This is a genomic window from Enterobacter sp. DVT3837 (genome assembly GCF_056238685.1).
The window spans coordinates 872,309-887,316 of the sequence record NZ_JBWDLA010000002.1; the positions used below are offsets into that span (position 1 = coordinate 872,309).

At 50.8% G+C, this 15,008-nt stretch carries 14 protein-coding genes and 1 pseudogene; 9 read left to right on the forward strand and 6 right to left on the reverse strand.

Features of this window, described 5'->3' with window-relative positions:
* Positions 1-196 precede the first annotated feature (196 nt).
* The 4 genes from AC0XWG_RS19105 (at position 197) to AC0XWG_RS19120 (ending at position 5,278) form a co-directional block, all read left to right on the forward strand.
* Positions 197-586, forward strand: coding sequence for a YdeI family stress tolerance OB fold protein (locus AC0XWG_RS19105; RefSeq protein ID WP_049007278.1), 390 nt, complete (start codon positions 197-199; stop codon positions 584-586).
* Positions 587-650: 64 nt separating this feature from the next.
* Entirely contained in the window at positions 651-1,535 is an 885-nt protein-coding gene (locus tag AC0XWG_RS19110; RefSeq protein WP_028017464.1) for an SDR family oxidoreductase, read from the forward strand.
* 181 nt (positions 1,536-1,716) lie between these two features.
* Positions 1,717-2,640 carry a LysR substrate-binding domain-containing protein gene (locus tag AC0XWG_RS19115; protein ID WP_028017465.1) on the forward strand — a complete coding sequence of 308 codons (924 nt, stop codon included), beginning with the start codon at positions 1,717-1,719 and terminating at the stop codon, positions 2,638-2,640.
* A gap of 256 nt (positions 2,641-2,896) precedes the next feature.
* Positions 2,897-5,278: a glucose/quinate/shikimate family membrane-bound PQQ-dependent dehydrogenase gene (locus AC0XWG_RS19120; protein WP_128347758.1), complete on the forward strand. Its 2,382-nt coding sequence runs from the start codon at positions 2,897-2,899 to the stop codon at positions 5,276-5,278.
* Positions 5,279-5,326: 48 nt separating this feature from the next.
* Here AC0XWG_RS19120 and AC0XWG_RS19125 read toward each other — a convergent pair whose 3' ends face one another.
* From AC0XWG_RS19125 to AC0XWG_RS19140, 4 genes are all read right to left on the reverse strand, one after another.
* On the reverse strand, positions 5,327-7,018 hold the full coding sequence (locus AC0XWG_RS19125; protein WP_128347759.1) for a methyl-accepting chemotaxis protein: 1,692 nt from the start codon (positions 7,016-7,018) through the stop codon (positions 5,327-5,329).
* Positions 7,019-7,178: 160 nt separating this feature from the next.
* Positions 7,179-8,297, reverse strand: a complete 1,119-nt coding sequence (locus AC0XWG_RS19130; protein ID WP_108089953.1) for an S-(hydroxymethyl)glutathione dehydrogenase/class III alcohol dehydrogenase — start codon at positions 8,295-8,297, stop codon at positions 7,179-7,181.
* 31 nt (positions 8,298-8,328) lie between these two features.
* A complete protein-coding gene (locus tag AC0XWG_RS19135) occupies positions 8,329-8,604 on the reverse strand; it encodes a metal/formaldehyde-sensitive transcriptional repressor (RefSeq protein WP_003857256.1) in 276 nt (91 codons plus the stop codon).
* 133 nt (positions 8,605-8,737) lie between these two features.
* Positions 8,738-9,586 carry a hypothetical protein gene (locus tag AC0XWG_RS19140; RefSeq protein WP_128347760.1) on the reverse strand — a complete coding sequence of 283 codons (849 nt, stop codon included), beginning with the start codon at positions 9,584-9,586 and terminating at the stop codon, positions 8,738-8,740.
* Between the two features lie 615 nt (positions 9,587-10,201).
* On the opposite strand from AC0XWG_RS19140, the pseudogene AC0XWG_RS19145 reads away from it, so the two are divergent.
* Both AC0XWG_RS19145 and AC0XWG_RS19150 read left to right on the forward strand, forming a co-directional pair.
* Positions 10,202-10,569 (forward strand): annotated as a pseudogene (locus AC0XWG_RS19145) (hypothetical protein).
* Positions 10,569-10,841: a DUF3828 domain-containing protein gene (locus AC0XWG_RS19150; RefSeq protein ID WP_475680931.1), complete on the forward strand. Its 273-nt coding sequence runs from the start codon at positions 10,569-10,571 to the stop codon at positions 10,839-10,841. Before AC0XWG_RS19145 ends, AC0XWG_RS19150 begins: the two are co-directional and overlap by 1 nt.
* On the opposite strand, the gene AC0XWG_RS19155 is transcribed toward AC0XWG_RS19150, so the two are convergent.
* Positions 10,835-11,532, reverse strand: a protein-coding gene (locus tag AC0XWG_RS19155) for an IS1 family transposase (protein WP_223216367.1) whose coding sequence is annotated in 2 segments (ribosomal slippage) — positions 10,835-11,283 and positions 11,283-11,532 — 699 coding nt in all. Because the reading frame shifts where the segments join, the coding sequence is not laid out codon by codon here. The genes AC0XWG_RS19150 and AC0XWG_RS19155 overlap by 7 nt on opposite strands.
* Positions 11,533-11,573: 41 nt before the next feature.
* Here AC0XWG_RS19155 and AC0XWG_RS19160 point away from each other — a divergent pair.
* From AC0XWG_RS19160 to AC0XWG_RS19170, 3 genes are all read left to right on the forward strand, one after another.
* Entirely contained in the window at positions 11,574-11,849 is a 276-nt protein-coding gene (locus tag AC0XWG_RS19160; RefSeq protein ID WP_475680932.1) for a DUF3828 domain-containing protein, read from the forward strand.
* 63 nt (positions 11,850-11,912) lie between these two features.
* Positions 11,913-12,779, forward strand: coding sequence for an AraC family transcriptional regulator (locus tag AC0XWG_RS19165; protein WP_475680933.1), 867 nt, complete (start codon positions 11,913-11,915; stop codon positions 12,777-12,779).
* Between the two features lie 231 nt (positions 12,780-13,010).
* Positions 13,011-13,283, forward strand: coding sequence for an ElaB/YgaM/YqjD family protein (locus AC0XWG_RS19170; RefSeq protein ID WP_475680934.1), 273 nt, complete (start codon positions 13,011-13,013; stop codon positions 13,281-13,283).
* A gap of 30 nt (positions 13,284-13,313) precedes the next feature.
* Here AC0XWG_RS19170 and AC0XWG_RS19175 read toward each other — a convergent pair whose 3' ends face one another.
* Complete coding sequence (locus tag AC0XWG_RS19175) at positions 13,314-14,777, reverse strand: EAL domain-containing protein (protein WP_128347762.1); 1,464 nt, start codon at positions 14,775-14,777, stop codon at positions 13,314-13,316.
* Positions 14,778-15,008 lie beyond the last annotated feature (231 nt).

Genomic DNA, 15,008 nt, shown 5'->3' on the forward strand with positions numbered 1-15,008 from the left:
ATTCGAAATATATACATGGCGTTCAATCATGGCATATTTAATTTCTCGCATACCTGTATAGCAATTATTATGGCGGCCAATAGTAGAATACCTTCGATTTTTAAGGTGCGTGTTTTTAGGACTTATCACATTTGCCCCATAAAGGAATAGCAATAATACTTAATAATTCAATACACCCAAAGATGAAGGATATCAGATGAAATTATCATCCGCTTTCGCTTTAGTGATATTTCTGGCTCCGACCGCATGGGCAGATAATAACGGCGGATTACAAAAAGGCGAAGCCCCACCGCCACCTCATTCACTGGATAGCGGATATCGCGGAACCGACGATGCGCGCATTATGACAATCACTCAGGCAAAACAAATGCACGATGGTGCGACAATTTCATTGCGCGGTAATCTTATTGACGGTAGCGGCGATAAATTTGTATTTCAGGATAAAACCGGAAAAATCGACGTTATTATTCCCCAGACAGTCTTCGACGGCAGAACGGTAAAACCCGACCAGATGATCGGTATTAACGGTTCGCTTGATAAAAAATCATCCCCTGCCGTCGTCCGCGTAGATCGTTTGCAGAAATAATTCAGCGAAGCGTTAACGCTGCAGTTATCCATCAAATCTCACCCCTTGACTTAAGGAGTCAGCTATGAGCGATACCCAACAACGTACGAACGCTTACCCGCAACCCCCGTTCCCGGAACAGCCGCAAACGCCGCCGGGACTGGCATCCGAAATGCAACCTGTACCTGACCATGGGGAAACCAGTTACAAAGGGCATGGACGCCTCACCGGAAAAAAAGCGCTGATAACCGGCGGAGACTCCGGTATTGGACGTGCGGTGGCGATTGCCTATGCCCGTGAAGGTGCCGATATTGCCATCAACTACCTGCCGGAAGAGGAGCAGGACGCGGTAGCCGTTATTGACCTGATTAAAGCTGAAGGCCGCACTGCCGTCGCGCTTCCGGGCGATATCAGGGACGAAACCTTCTGCCAGAACCTGGTTGATGAGGCCGCCACCCAACTTGGCGGGCTGGATATTCTGGTGAATAACGCCGGTCGCCAGCAGTTCCGGGAATCAATTGAGGAACTGACCACCGAAGAATTCGACGCGACGTTTAAAACGAACGTGTATGCCCCTTTCTGGATCACCAAAGCCGCTCTGCGCCACCTGAAAGCCTCATCCGTTATCATTAATACCTCCTCCGTGCAGGCGGTGAAGCCCAGCCCCGTACTGCTGGATTATGCCCAGACGAAAGCCTGTCTGGCGGTATTTACCAAGGCATTAGCCAAACAGCTGGGGCCAAAAGGCATTCGCGTCAACGCGGTCGCCCCAGGTCCTTACTGGACGGTGCTGCAATCCAGCGGCGGGCAACCGATGGAAAAAGTGAAGGAGTTCGGTGGCGACACCCCGCTGGGGCGTCCGGGCCAGCCCGTCGAGATTGCACCATTGTACGTCACGCTGGCCTCGGATGAATGTTCCTTTACGTCCGGCCAGGTGTGGTGCTCTGACGGCGGTGACGGCGTGATCTAAATCGGTTAGCCACTCCTCTCCTGAATGCGCAATAAATGAACACGGACGTTCGCTTTTGTGCCCCCGTCGAAAAACATGTTGTAACTCAAACAGATCAAATGTTAAAAATATTTTGCTATCAGGTTATCAAAATTAAACAACTTAACTTGTCACCCGCATCGCTCTGTTTTTAACATCGCCTATGGAAAAAAATGGTCTGTTCAGTCAGCGCATACGCTTGCGCCATTTGCATACATTTGTGGCCGTCGCTCAACAGGGAACGCTGGGGCGTGCGGCTGAAACTCTTAACCTGAGCCAGCCTGCTCTCTCGAAAACGCTGAATGAGCTGGAACAACTTACCGGTACACGTCTTTTTGACCGTGGTCGTCTGGGGGCACAACTGACCCTGGTGGGCGAGCAATTTCTCACGCACGCCGTAAAAGTGCTTGATGCCCTCAACACCGCGGGCCAGTCCCTCAATCGCAAAGAAGAGCACGCCAGCGAAGTTGTGCGCGTGGGAGCCCTGCCTACCGCTGCACTGGGTATTCTTCCTCCGGTCATCGGTCAGTTCCACAAACAGCAAAGACATACCACGATTCAGGTTGCCACCATGAATAACACCATGCTGCTCGCGGGGCTGAAATCAGGTGAACTGGATCTTGGCATCGGTCGAATGTCCGATCCCGAACTGATGGGTGGTCTGAATTACGAACTGTTGTTCCTGGAATCACTGAAGCTGGTTGTGCGTCCTGACCACCCTCTGTTGCAGGATACCGTGACGTTAAGCCGCGTCATGGAGTGGCCTGTGGTGGTCTGCCCTAAAGGGACGGTCCCGCGAGACACCGCCGAGACACTGCTGAAAATGCAGGGATGTTCGCTGCCTTCGGGTTGTATCGAAACGCTTTCGGCCTCGCTTTCACGCCAGCTTACTCTGGATTATGACTACGTCTGGTTCGTTCCCTCCGGCGCGGTAAAAGATGATTTACGCCAGGGTACGCTTACCGCACTGCCGGTGACGTCGCCTGGCGCCGGTGAACCCATCGGTATTCTGACGCGGGTAGATACCCCGCTTTCCACAGGTGCACAGACGCTGCTGAGCGCCATTCGCAAATCTATGCCGGTCTAGAAACCTTTCCCCTCACTCTACCCCTTTCCCCAAAGGGGGCGAGGGGCAGTCCTGTGCTCTAATCAATTAATGCGAAATTATTCATTAACAATTGCGTAAAACAATTTAACAGTTTTATCATACCTGTGAATTCACCAAATGGTTCACAAATCATTTTACAAACCCGAATTCACTCGTATTTATCATTGCTCCCTCTGCAATTATTACCCAACTGGTACATTTCCGGCACGGCGGGGGGATCTAAAGGAGACAGAAAATGGCATTTGGCAGCGCGCCGCGCGGGATACCTCGTATTCTGCAGTGGCTACTTGCCGGACTGATGATGCTCATCGGTCTGGCCGTCGGCGGGTTGGGCTTTAAGCTCGCCTCCGTAGGTGGAAGTTGGTACTTCCTGATAATGGGCGTGGTGATGGTGATTGCCGCGATCCTGATTTTCACCAGTCGCACCAGTGGGATAGTGCTTTATAGCATCGCGTTTATCGCCTCGCTGTTCTGGGCTGTAAGCGATGCGGGCTGGGATTTCTGGCCGCTCTTCTCCCGCCTCTTTACGTTTGCCGTACTGGCATTCCTCTGCGCCATCGTGTGGCCTTTTCTGCGTGCAGCAAACCATAACGCACCGAACAAGGCTCCCGTTTTTGGTATCGCAGCCGTGCTTGCGGTGGCTATGCTGGTCAGCCTGGGCTGGATGTTTAAACCGCAAACCCTCGTGGCGGCTAACGAGCCCGTTCCGGTTAAACCCGTCGCACCCGGCGAGCAGCAAAAAAACTGGGAGCACTGGGGCAACACCACGCACGGCGACCGCTTCGCCGCGCTGGACCAGATTAACAAGCAGAATGTCAGTGACCTGAAAGTTGCCTGGGTTGCACACACGGGTGATATCCCGCAGAGCAATGGTTCTGGCGCGGAAGATCAAAACACGCCATTGCAGATTGGCGACACGCTCTATGTCTGTACGCCATACAGTAAAGTGCTGGCGCTGGATGTCGACTCAGGTAAAGAGAAGTGGCGCTATGATTCCAAAGCCACAGCACCTAACTGGCAGCGTTGTCGTGGTCTGGGCTATTTTGAGGATCGCTCTTCAGTGACAACGTCACAGGTTGAGACACAGCCTGCCGCGTGCCCTCGCCGCCTGTTCCTGCCCACTACTGATGCCCGCCTGATTGCCATCAACGCGGATACCGGTAAGGTCTGCGAAGACTTTGGCGACCATGGCACCGTTGACCTGAGCGTCGGCATGGGCGAGATCAAGCCGGGCTACTATCAGCAAACGTCTACGCCGCTGGTTGCCGGGAATGTTGTTGTCGTCGGCGGTCGCGTCGCGGATAACTACTCCACTGGCGAACCGCCGGGCGTGGTGCGCGCGTATGACGTTCACACCGGTAAACTGGCGTGGGCGTGGGATCCGGGTAACCCGAACCTGACCGGCCTGCCGCCGGAAGGCCAGACCTACACGCGCGGTACGCCGAACGTCTGGTCGGCGATGTCTTACGACGCCAAACTGAACCTGATCTACCTGCCAACCGGCAATGCCACCCCGGATTTCTGGGCAGGTGAACGTACCGCGCTGGATGATAAATACAGCTCATCTATCGTGGCGGTTGATGCAGCCACCGGTCAGGTCCGCTGGCATTTCCAGACCACCCACCACGACCTGTGGGACTTTGATCTGCCTTCCCAGCCGCTGCTGTACGACCTGCCCGACGGTAAGGGCGGTACCACGCCTGTACTGGTGCAGACCAGCAAGCAGGGTATGATCTTCATGCTCAACCGCGAAACCGGTAAGCCGGTGGCGAAGGTTGAGGAGCGTCCTGTCCCGGCGGGTAACGTCGAAGGTGAGCGCTACTCTCCAACCCAGCCGTATTCTGTTGGTATGCCAATGATTGGCAACCAGACGCTGACCGAGTCCGACATGTGGGGGGCGACGCCTGTTGACCTGCTGCTGTGCCGTATTCAGTTCAAAGAGATGCGCCATCAGGGCGTCTTCACGCCGCCAGGTCTCGACCGTTCCCTGCAGTTCCCTGGCTCGCTCGGCGGGATGAACTGGGGCAGCGTCTCCGTTGACCCGAACAACAGCCTGATGTTCGTCAACGATATGCGCCTGGGGCTGGCAAACTACATGGTACCGCGCGCTAACGTGGCGAAAAACGCCAGCGGCATCGAGATGGGTATCGTACCGATGGACGGCACGCCGTTCGGCGCCATGCGCGAACGTTTCCTGTCGCCGCTGGGCATTCCGTGCCAGAAGCCGCCGTTTGGCACCATGTCAGCCGTTGACCTGAAAACCGGCAAGCTGGTGTGGCAGGTTCCTGTCGGTACGGTGGAAGATACCGGCCCGCTGGGCATTCGTATGCATATGCCGATCCCAATTGGTATGCCGACACTGGGTGCCTCGCTCTCTACTCAGTCTGGTCTGCTGTTCTTTGCCGGCACTCAGGACTTCTACCTGCGCGCGTTTGATACCGCCACCGGGAAAGAGATCTGGAAAGACCGTCTGCCGGTGGGCAGCCAGTCCGGCCCGATGACCTACGTGTCGCCGAAAACCGGCAAACAGTACATCATCATTAACGCCGGTGGTGCCCGTCAGTCACCGGATCGCGGTGATTACGTTATCGCGTATGCCTTACCCGATAAGAAGTAACAGATGAAAAAAGGGACCGAAAGGTCCCTTTTTTTCTGGTGGCGCAACTCAGAACGTTTCCCAGTTATCCCCGGAAACCGTCGCCGCGTGGCGTAGCGGCGTGCTCTTCGTCACTGAGGCTGGTGTAGCCACTCGGCCTGGCTTCACGCTGCTCAAACGAAACGCGCCAACCGCCTCGGTCAGACGCGCGCCCTGTTCTTCCAGAGATGCTGCGGCTGCGGAGGCTTCTTCCACCAGAGAGGCGTTCTGCTGAGTCACTTTATCCATTTCAGAAATCGCCTGACTCACCTGCACAATGCCACGACTCTGCTCATCAGACGCTGCGGCAATCTCCAGCATGATGTCAGTCACCCGTTTAACCGCCTCCACGATTTCATTCATGGTGTTGCCGGCGGCGACAACTTCACCAGAACCCTGGTCGATCAGCGAGACCGACTCGTTGATCAGGCTCTCAATCTCTTTTGCGGCATTCGCACTGCGGCTTGCCAGGGTACGTACTTCACTTGCTACCACAGCAAACCCACGCCCCTGTTCACCCGCCCGCGCCGCCTCTACCGCTGCGTTAAGCGCCAGGATATTGGTCTGGAAGGCAATGCTGTTAATCACTGCGGTAATCTCAGAGATTTTTTTCGAACTGCTGGAGATGTTACCCATGGTTTTGACCACCCCGGAGACCATCTGGCCGCCACGGCTGGCTTTACCGGAGGCATCTTCCGCCAGTTTACTGGCATGGTGAGCATTATCCGCGTTCTGTTTCACCGTTGCGGTCAGTTGTTCCATACTTGCGGCGGTCTGCTCAATGGCAGCAGCCTGCTGTTCAGTGCGCGAAGAGAGATCGGTGTTACCGGCAGAGATTTCACTGGTTCCACGGTAGATCTCCTCCGCCCCCTGACGTACGGTACCCACGGTGTTTTCAAGCGAGTGCTGCATGGTTTGCAGATCGCGCGTCAGGCGGCCAATTTCGCTACGTCCGGCCACATCGTCCGGCATCGTCAGGTCGCCTTTGGCGATATTCTCGATACGTTTCGCCGCACGCTGCAGAGGATGGATCACCGTGCGGCGCAGCACGGTAAAGGTCAATGCCGTCAGCACCAGTGCGAGCGCGAACGCGCCGATCATAAACATCAGACCCAGCTGTGTGCGGCTGTGCGCCTGTGCCGTCAGGGCATTGGCACGGTCGGTACGGATCTTAATCGCCTTCAGCAGCACGGCGTTGTAAGCGTCGTCCAGCGGACGCGCGGTTTCGTTTTCATGGTTGATAATCGCTTCGAACATACCGTTTTTGGCGAATTTCACCATCGGCTGCATACCCGCAATATAGGCGTCATATCGTGCTTTCAGGTCAGCATCCAGCGCTTCGCCCTCTGCGGTACGCACGGCGCGATTCATATAGGCGGTGAAACTCTCCTGAGACTGCTTAATACGCGTTTCCGCATCGCTGATGTTCTGCTTCATGGCATCCATCTCCGCGATACGGCTTGCCGCACCGGCGTGGATAAGATTGATACGCGCGGTTCGCAGATGGTTTGAGCTGTTCGACAGCCCCATACGCACCTGAATTTCAGATGTGACATCCTGCTGATCGCGATCGGCCTGAAGCAGGAAATATCCCGCCAGACCTGAGCTCAAGGCAAAAAGCAGAATAATGCCACCGAGAATGGAGGAAAACAGCGGAACCAGCCTGATGTGATGCAAGAAGCTCAGCTTGCGCTGCGCCTGCATCGAAGTAGTGTTGTCCATGACCGTCGACTCTCTTATAGGTAAGATGCGTAAAAACACGCCCGTTAAATAGTCATCGGCACGGCAGAGATTTAGATTACGGCTAAAAACGCCGCACTGGTCACACTTTAGAGAAGATTATTAATGAAATGCCAGCGGTGAAAAACCGCTGGCAGAAGAATTACTTGTCGCCGAAATGAATAACGGTGCGGATGGATTTCCCTTCGTGCATCAGATCAAACGCGTCGTTGATCTGCTCCAGTGGCAAACGATGGGTGATGAACGGATCGAGCTGGATTTTTCCGGCCATGGCATCTTCAACCATACCCGGGAGCTGAGTACGCCCTTTCACGCCGCCAAACGCGGAACCGCGCCACACGCGACCTGTCACCAGCTGGAATGGACGAGTTTTAATCTCCTGACCCGCCCCGGCAACCCCAATGATGATGCTCTCGCCCCAGCCTTTGTGGCAGCACTCCAGCGCAGAACGCATCACGTTCACGTTGCCGATGCATTCGAAGCTGAAGTCAACGCCGCCGTCGGTCAGCTCAACGATGACATCCTGAATCGATTTTTCGTGATCTTTCGGGTTCACGAAATCGGTCGCGCCCATTTCACCCGCCAGCTTGAATTTCTCCGGATTGGTGTCGACTGCGATGATACGGCCGGCCTTCGCCTGAACCGCGCCCTGAATCACCGCCAGACCAATGCCGCCGAGACCGAACACCGCCACGGTATCGCCCTCTTTGACCTTTGCCGTGTTATGCACCGCGCCAATACCGGTAGTCACGCCGCAGCCCAGCAGGCAGACTTTATCCAGCGGCGCCTGCGGGTTCACCTTCGCCAGCGAGATCTCCGCGCAAACGGTGTACTCGCTGAAGGTGCTGGTGCCCATGTAGTGATAAACCGGCTCGCCGTTATAAGAGAAACGGGTGGTGCCGTCCGGCATCAGCCCTTTGCCCTGAGTGGCGCGAACCGCCTGGCAGAGGTTGGTTTTACCGGATTTACAGAACTTACACTCGCCGCACTCCGCGGTGTACAGCGGGATCACGTGATCCCCTGGTTTCAGGCTGGTCACGCCCTCGCCCACTTCTACCACAATCCCGCCACCTTCATGACCGAGTACCGCAGGGAAAACGCCTTCCGGATCGTCACCCGACAGCGTAAACGCATCGGTATGACATACGCCGGTATGGGTTATTTTGATCAACACTTCGCCTTTCTTCGGCGGTGCCACGTCGATTTCAACGATTTTGAGCGGCTGACCGGGGCCAAATGCGACAGCAGCGCGAGATTTCATATTGTCTTCCCTTATTGTGAGGTATGTGGGTTTATTTTAGATAAGAGCGCAGCAAATGGCCGACTTCCGCCATGCGCACGGCTCGCTGATCCGGCGTTGTTTCCCCCGTCACCAGCTCATCTTTGAGGTGAATTTCGACCATTTCGCCCATCAGGCCATTGGCAGCACCGCGCACGGCGGCGATTTGCTGCAGGATGGCTAAACAGGGATCGCCCGACTCCAGCGCGCGTTCAAGGGCATCGACCTGCCCACGAATGCGACGGACGCGGGTAAGGATACGTTTTTTGTCTTCGGGTGAATGCGGCATACGCCCTCCTGATACTATAGGGGGGTATGGTACTATCACAAACAACTGTCTGTAAACATTACGTTTTCCATGGTTATCATGCATCAATTCTAAATTGTTAAATCTAATATTTAGCCTTCACAAAAGCTTTAGTCTATTCACATAACTTCACTCTTTCCCATTCTCTCTTAAGAATCCCCCCCACTACCTCCATTAATTCTTCTGAACCATTTAATAAGTCTGTATAAACTTCGGTTACATTAGCCAATCCACCTGAAGCTTCATCAATAACCAATCTATTTATTGAAGTCTTTAAAAAAATCATCAATCGTTTAATTTCGTGAGTTTCTTTTTCTTTAGGATTCAAACTTAGAAGTATAAGGAATTTCATTTTATCCATTCCATTGTGAGTTAATTGAGATCTCTCCAGGCAACTTGCAAATTCATCACTTGCATCCTGATAACGAGCTCTAAAATCCTCTGAGTAATTAGTGCCTTTATATATATCAGTTATTACCCGCAACTTACGCTCAGTAATCAGATAGCTTGAACGGGCATCGTAGTGATTGAACATTAACAAACAAAACTCAGCAATATTATCACGAAAATCATTAATCCATTTCTGCCTGTTAGCAGAAATAACTTGTGCATTAATTGTCTTTTGGGTTAGCATTTTTTGTATTTCACGTTCTTCTTTCAATGAGGCAAATTGAGAAGCACGCTCTCCCATCATAAACAACTGTTGCTTTGCCCTTTCAGATTTTAAGAACCGCTGCTGCTCATCTCTTTCTTTTCTTACATTTTTTGCATTTACGTGAAACGTTCTCCAAGCAATCAGTGCAGGAATGATACCGCCAAGGAAAGTAGCTCCAACCGTTAACCAGAGTTGACTGTAGTCAGTAGGCGTGTCGATAGTTATTTTAGGAAGAGACGTTAGTTTCAAAAAAAGCTGTTCAACACTGCCGGCTTCAAGAAGCTTGAATGGTACGCCTTGCCAAGACATAGATTATCCTTACGTCTGTATGATGATGAGGAACTAAGATAACATCCTAATGGGCATGATGGAATTGTGAACCAAATGAAAAAATGCTTTTGCAGGCCCAATAATTTTTCTATCACATACTTTACATAATTCATACTGCAACATATAAAAATTTCCTCGACCAGCACATTCTCGCGCCTCACAACTCGCTTTCGTGCTAGTTACTTTTTCTATCCGGTTTAAGCAGATAAAGTTTTAATAGAGCGTATCTCATTTATCTAACTTGGGTTAAAGAGTTCTATCGCGAACATGTGGAAATTATTAATAACGCTTGATTTGGACTTCGTTCTTTATATCCCCCACCATCAGAAGCTCTTATTTTGTCATCAAATTTAAGTTGGATTGATAACTTTCACCTTACATATGAGGGCGTAATTGTATTTACCAGGCGATGTAAACCTTCCATTTTGGATTGTGATAACAACAGATCATTTTCAGCAATTCATTAACTACACACATCAAATACAAAAACCAATAACCCGCTGAAATATATTATTTTTTAATAACATTAATTGCCTAACAGAATTAAATTTCTCGTTGTCTATTGACGCTTTCATCTACAACAGGAGTTAGCACATTACATGGAACAAACACGCAGCATTCGTGCATGCCAGCCAGAATGCCGGCATTTCATCGCAAAACGCTGCGGGGAATTTACTCGTAAGGCAGTTCGGGCAGGCGGAATTGATATAGGAAATGCACCTTACGCTAAAGACTATGGCAATAACCTTGAACGAGCAGGATTTCGTGTCTTAGGACAAGGCGAAACATTACAGGAAGGCGATGTGGTTGTTATTCAGCCCTATGATGGCGGTAATCCTGCGGGTCACATGGCAATTTACGACGGCACTACCTGGTACTCAGATTTCAGACAAAGAGATATGTGGGGTGGTCCGGGATATCGTTCTGCGCGCCCTTCTTACAAAATTTACAGGAAAAACTGATGCGTAACGTTCTTTTGATGTGCCTGTTATTGACGGGATGTTCAGCAGAGATGGATTCGCCGGAAAAACGTATCAATGATTTTTATTCGTTCTACCTCACGGCCTTCGTTACAGATACCCATGAAGATAATCTCGATTCACCAAAAATGCGTGAGTATATTGCGCGCGACACGCTCTTCCGTCTGAAGAAAATTCTTTCTCTCAATGAGCAGGAAATTATCGGTTCCGATTATTTTACCTATACACAAGAGGTAATGACTCCAACTTACTGATAGTGTTTTATGTTCAGATAATGCCCGATGACCTTGTCATGCAGCTCCACCGATTTTGAGAACGACAGTGACTTCCGTCCCAGCCTTGCCAGATGTTGTCTCAGATTCAGGTTATGCCGCTCAATTCGCTGAGTGTAACGCTTGCTGATTACGTGCAGCTTTCCCTTCAGGCGGGATTCATACAGCGGCCAGCCATCCGTCATCCATACCACGACCTCAAAGGCCGACAGCAGGCTCAGAAGACGCTCCAGTGTGGCCAGAGTGCGTTCACCGAAGACGTGCGCCACAACCGTCCTCCGTATCCTGTCATACGCGTAAAACAGCCAGCGCTGACGTGATTTAGCACCGACGTAGCCCCACTGTTCGTCCATTTCCGCGCAGACGATGACGTCACTGCCCGGCTGTATGCGCGAGGTTACCGACTGCGGCCTGAGTTTTTTAAGTGACGTAAAATCGTGTTGAGGCCAACGCCCATAATGCGGGCGGTTGCCCGGCATCCAACACCATTCATGGCCATATCAATGATTTTCTGGTGCGTACCGGGTTGAGAAGCGGTGTAAGTGAACTGCAGTTGCCATGTTTTACGGCAGTGAGAGCAGAGATAGCGCTGATGTCCGGCAGTACTTTTACCGTTACGCACCACGCCTTCAGTAGCTGAGCAGGAGGGACAACTGATGGAGATGGAAGCCACGGGAGCACCTCAAAAACACCATCGTACACTAAATCAGTAAGTTGGCACCATTACCTACACAAGACTATGCCGCGGAGTGGATCCCTGACCTGAGCGTAAGCAACGCAATAAACTCAGTGTCCGGAAAAGTTGTTAACGTAGAGCTGGGTGCAGGTAATGGGCAAAAACAGCGGTTAAACGTGTATCTGCGCAATGAAGACGGTAAATGGAAAATTTACCGCGTCACCGATGCGAGCCATCATTTCGAACAGTATATTTTTGACGACAGGGCGATTGCTGCCGCACAACGATATGCGGCCAGTATAACTTCTCCATAATTAGCAAGATCGGTCAGGATTCTGGCCGTTTGGTGAGGCAAAGTGGGTCATCAGGAGGATGCAATGAACGATGCAATCAAAACGGCCTACCGCGAGCGCTTCACGATGGTGTGCGACTATATCGCCCACCATCTCGATGAGCCGCTCACGCTGGAGAAGCTCAGCGCGATAGCCTGCTGTTCACCTTTTCATTTTCACCGGCAGTTTCTGGCATTCAGCGGCCAGCCGCTGTATCGCTATATCCAGTGGCTACGCCTTCGTCTTGCTTCCTGGCGACTGGCGTTTAATCCACAGGATAAGGTGATTGATATTGCGCTCGATGCCGGATTTCAGACCCCCGAATCGTTCAGCCGCGCCTTCAGAAACGCATTTGGAATAAGCCCCCGTCAGTTTCGGCAACAGCCGGACTGGCTGAGCTGGCACCAGCGCGTACCGAAAATGACCTTTCAGGAGCAAAAAACAATGGAAATTAAGATTGTCGATTTCCCACAGACCCGAGTGGCAGTGCTGCAGCACCGTGGCAGCCCAGATAGGGTTAATGACAGCGCGGCGAAATTTATTGCCTGGCGTAAAACCTCGGGCTTATCACCCGTACACGAAAGCAGCACCTTTGGCATTGCCTGGGATGACCCGGCAACCACACCCGCAGACGCCTTTCGTTTCGATATTTGCGGCAGTATCTCTGAAGCGATACCAGAAAATGACTTCGGGGTTTCCAGTGGTGAAATCGACGGTGGTCGATACGCCGTCGGGCGTCACTCAGGTTCGCTGGATAACATTTCCGCCACGGTATGGGTGATGTTTCGCGACTGGCTACCGGCCAGCGGCGAAACGCTGCGCGATGCCCCGGTATTTTTCCACTACCTCAACTTTATTCACGAGGTGCCGGAACATGCGCTGCAAACGGATATCTACCTGCCGTTAAAATGACTATACCTCATTGACCGCTATATCGGCCGGGTAGCTGCGCTTACCCGGCCTGCCGCTCCTGAAACTGTGCTACCCTGGCATAAATTACGGTCTGGATGACAATGAGAAATAACGGGTTCCCGATATAGAGATATATCCGAAAACCATCCTGTCAGGTGCCGAATTTAGCCTTTCGTCTCTCACCTCTACAAAGAGCGGCTATCCTTTAACTATCAACAAAAGGAGGCAAAAATGTCTGATTTCGGTACTGATAAAAATACCCAGTTTGCTGAAGACAAAGCAAAAAATAAACTTGATGAACTCGCAGGTTCAGCGCAGCAGCAGTTTGGTGAATTCGTTGATTCACCAAAACATCAGGTAAAAGGTGTCGTGAAAAAATATGCCGCGCAGGCCAGCGATGCGGTCTCCGATGTCACCGAAGCGGTCAGAAACAACCCTCTCACTGGCCTAATCGCCGCTGGTGCTGTCGGTATTGTGCTCGGCCTGTTGCTGGGTCGAAAATAACTCAAGGCCCTTCGGGGCTTTTTTTCCTCACTAGCTAAATAACCGTACCATGCGGTCTAACTCATCTTCTTTCACAGCACGAGATAAATAATACCCCTGAAAGTTTTTGACGCCCAGGGCAGCTAATTTCTCAAATTTTTCTTCGCTATCAACTCCCTCTGCAATGCAATCTGTTCCGGTCATATCGCTATAAAGTTGTATCGCTTTAATAAGGTGATAGTCATTGTCATTTGCCACGAAATGCTCAACAATGTCCTTGTCTAGTTTGAGCCCATCAAAATGTACCTGTCGCACCGGGAACATGGTTTGATGGTTAGAGAAGCAGTCATCCAAAAATAATCGACATCCCGTACTCCGTAAATGGCGCATAGTTTCAGGGATCCTGGTGTCCTTCGTGACATCAATATCCTCCGCGAATTCAAAGACTAAATTTTCGGCCCACCGCGGTTTGAGTAGCATGTCGATAGCTTTCTTTGCCATATCAGGCAATGCATTCCCGGAAGCCAGTCGGGGTGGTATATTAACTGAAAAATAATACTTCCCGTTATATTTATTAATACCAGACACGGCAGCATGGATAACTAACGCCGTAATCTTTAGCCATATTTCATTATTTGAAATATCAGCCAAAAAACTGACTGGCTTGACGATTTTACCATTTTTATTCCAGCGAATAAGTATTTCAAAACCAACCCCTTTTTTGTTATGGTCGGTAATGATCTGGTACACAGGGAAAATTTCCCGCTTAAGCAGCGCGTTAAAAATCTCTGTTTCCTTTTCCGTAAAGTCTGTCTTTTGACTTTTGCGCTTAATACTCTCACCCACATTGAAATTGTGTGGATCGTTTACCCATTGCTTGATTAAATGTAATTTTTGAACACCTTCCTTTCGGTGAGTATATACCGTTTTATTAGATAGCCCCATTGTGTCGCACAATTCTTTTACGGACATGCCCCGGTAGAAACTTAATAAAACATCAACCTCCCTTCGGGTTAGCCATTTAAAATTTCCTTTAGCAGAATAATCCAGAGAGTGATCCCGCAATAAACGAGAACCATCCTTAAATATATTATCATGCATGCTGATGGAGCCTATTATATCAGACACGCTGGCCATGCGAATCAGCGATAACTGACGGCTGCTATTTAAAAGGCTACCCAGGGTGCGATACAGCCAGCTGTCTGGTATATCACCATACAGAGTAACACGTTGAATAACGGGTAGCGAATTAAGTACGGATGCCAGGCGTTTCAGACTCTCAAGGAGATTGACAATACCTTTCCCGAGGAACACCACAATGTGAGCACTCTGATTTATAAGAATATTTTTTCTGTCTCGTTGAGATATCTCATCCCCAACAAAGCGAATAAGCGATGCCTCTATCCCGTATTTTTCCAGGATCAGACGATATCCCTGAAATGTGAAGCCGCAGGCTGAGATGACAAACTTTTGGTCATCGCAAGCCCCATTTCTGAGAGAAATTTTTTGGGTCATAACCTGCTCCTGGGCACCAACGCGCCATTTCCATTTGTGAATGCATAAAATGTCATGCACCTGATGTGAGTATTAATTTTACCGTACAACAACAGGGTAAGAAACAGTCCTCACTGGAACATCTTTGCGTTAATCACTTCACGCCACACAACCTGAAAATATACTTTTCTTTTCAAATAACCACGGTAAATGTTTCATTCTCAGGGTATAATGAAAATTCCGAAAAAGAAG